1 protein-coding gene is annotated in these 2,124 nt (G+C 75.7%); it reads left to right on the forward strand.

What is annotated here, in order from left to right; genetic code table 11:
• On the forward strand, positions 1–2,124 hold a 2,124-nt coding region (locus FGF04_RS35590; protein WP_149515524.1), incomplete at both ends, for a condensation domain-containing protein.

Here is a 2,124-nt window from a genome sequence, read left to right on the forward strand (position 1 = left end):
CTGGAGTTCAGCTGGTTCCACTCYGAGGACCTGCACACCGGCACGACCGTCGCCGCTCTCGCCGCGCGCTTCGCCGACGCGCTGGCGGACCTCGCACGGCACGCCGCCCGGCCCGCCAGCGCCGGACGCACCCCCTCGGACTTCCCGCTGGCCCGCCTCGACCAGGCAGCCGTGGACCGGATCGCCGGGGACGACCCGGGCGCGGTGGAGGACGTCCACCCGCTCACCCCCACCCAGACCGGCATGCTCTTCCACGGGCTCTCCCAGGACGACCGCGGCGTCTACTTCCAGCAGCTGACCTTCGACCTCGACGGCGTGCCCGACCCGGCCGCGCTCGCGGCGGCCTGGCAGCGCGTCACGGACCGCACGCCCGTGCTGCGCGCCCACGTCGTCTGGCAGGACGTGCCCGAGCCGCTCCTGGTGGTGCGGCACCGCGCGACCGTGCCCGTGACCCACCTGGACTGGCGCGACCTGACCGAGGAGGAGCGCGGGCACCGGCTGCGGGACCTGCTGGAGCAGGACCGGGAGCGGGGCATCGACCTGGACCGGGCCCCGCTGCAGCGGCTGGTGCTCGCCAGGACCTCCGACGGCGCCGTGCGGGTGGTGTGGTCGTTCCACCACCTGGTCCTGGACGGCTGGAGCCTGTTCCAGGTGCTGTCCGACGTCTTCACCCAGCACGCCACGGCCGGCAGGGAACCGCTGCCCGAGCGCCGCCCCTTCCGGGACTACGTGGCCTGGCTGCGCGAGCGCGACGCCGCGCAGGCCGACCGGCACTGGCAGGCCCGGCTGGCCGGCCTGTCCGAGGCCACCGCGCTGCCGTACGACCGGGAGCCGCGCGAGAGCCACCGCGCCGAGTCCACCGCCGCGGTACGCGCCACCGTGGACGAGGCGACCACCCGGAGCCTGGAGGAGCTGGCCAGGACGGCCGGGCTCACCCTCAACACCCTCGTGCAGGGCGCCTGGGCGATGCTGCTGAGCCGCCAGGCCCGCCGGGCTGACGTCGTGTTCGGCACCACCGTGTCCGGACGGCCCCCCGAGCTGCCCGGCGCCGACACCATGACCGGCCTCTTCATCACCACCCTGCCCACCCGCGTGACGGTGCCGCACGACAGGCCCCTGCTCGACTGGCTGCGCGACCTCCAGCAGGAGCAGAGCGAGGACCGCCGCCACGACCACGTACCGCTCACCCGGATGAAGGGCTTCACCGGGCTCCCCGAACGCACGGCCCTCTTCGACAGCATCGTCGTCTTCGAGAACTACCCGGTCGACGACGGCCTGGCCGCCGCGCACGGACTGCGGCTGAGCGCCCTGGACGGCATCGAGACCACCAACTACCCGCTGAGCCTGGTGGCCTATCCGGGAACCGCACTCGGCCTGCGGCTCGGCTACGACCCCCGGCTGTTCGACGCGGACACCGCCGGGCGCATGGTCGAGCACCTCGCCGTCCTGCTGGCGAACACGGCAGCCCTGCCCCAGTGCCCGCCCGCGCGGCTGCCGTTGCTCACGGCCGACCGCCGCCGCCAGGTGGTCGAGGAGTGGAACGACACGGCCACCGATCTGCCCGGGGGCACCGTGGCCGAGCTGTTCGCCGCGCAGGTGCGGCGCACACCGGACGCCGTGGCCCTGGAGGCGGACGCGCGGCGGCTCACCTACCGCGAACTCGACGCCCTGGCCGCCCGGCTGGCGCACCGGCTCACCGCGCTCGGGGTGGCCGCCGAGGTCCCGGTGGGCGTGCTGGCGGACCGCTCGGCCGACCTCGTGGTCGTCCAGCTCGCCCTGGTCCGCACCGGCGGCGTGTACGTACCGCTGGACGGCCGGGCCCCCAGGGAGCGGCTGCGCGGGATGCTCGCCGAGGCGGGCGCGTGCCTGCTGCTCACCGACGCCGGCCGGCAGGACGCGGCGCGGAAGGCGCTGCCCGACGGGACCGTGCTGCGCGTGGACGACCTCCTCGCGGCCGACGTGGACGCCGCCGTCGTCCGCCGCGCGATCACCGAGCAGGGCGTGCGCTGCCTGTGGCTGACCGCCGGTCTGTTCCGGCTGCTGGCCCAGGAGGACCCCACCTGCCTGCGCGGCGCCCGCGAGGTGTGGTGCGGCGGCTGGGCGGTGGCGGGCGCGGTGGTGGGG

Source organism: Streptomyces apricus (genome assembly GCF_008369065.1).
In the GTDB taxonomy this organism is placed as follows: Bacteria; Actinomycetota; Actinomycetes; order Streptomycetales; family Streptomycetaceae; genus Streptomyces; species Streptomyces apricus.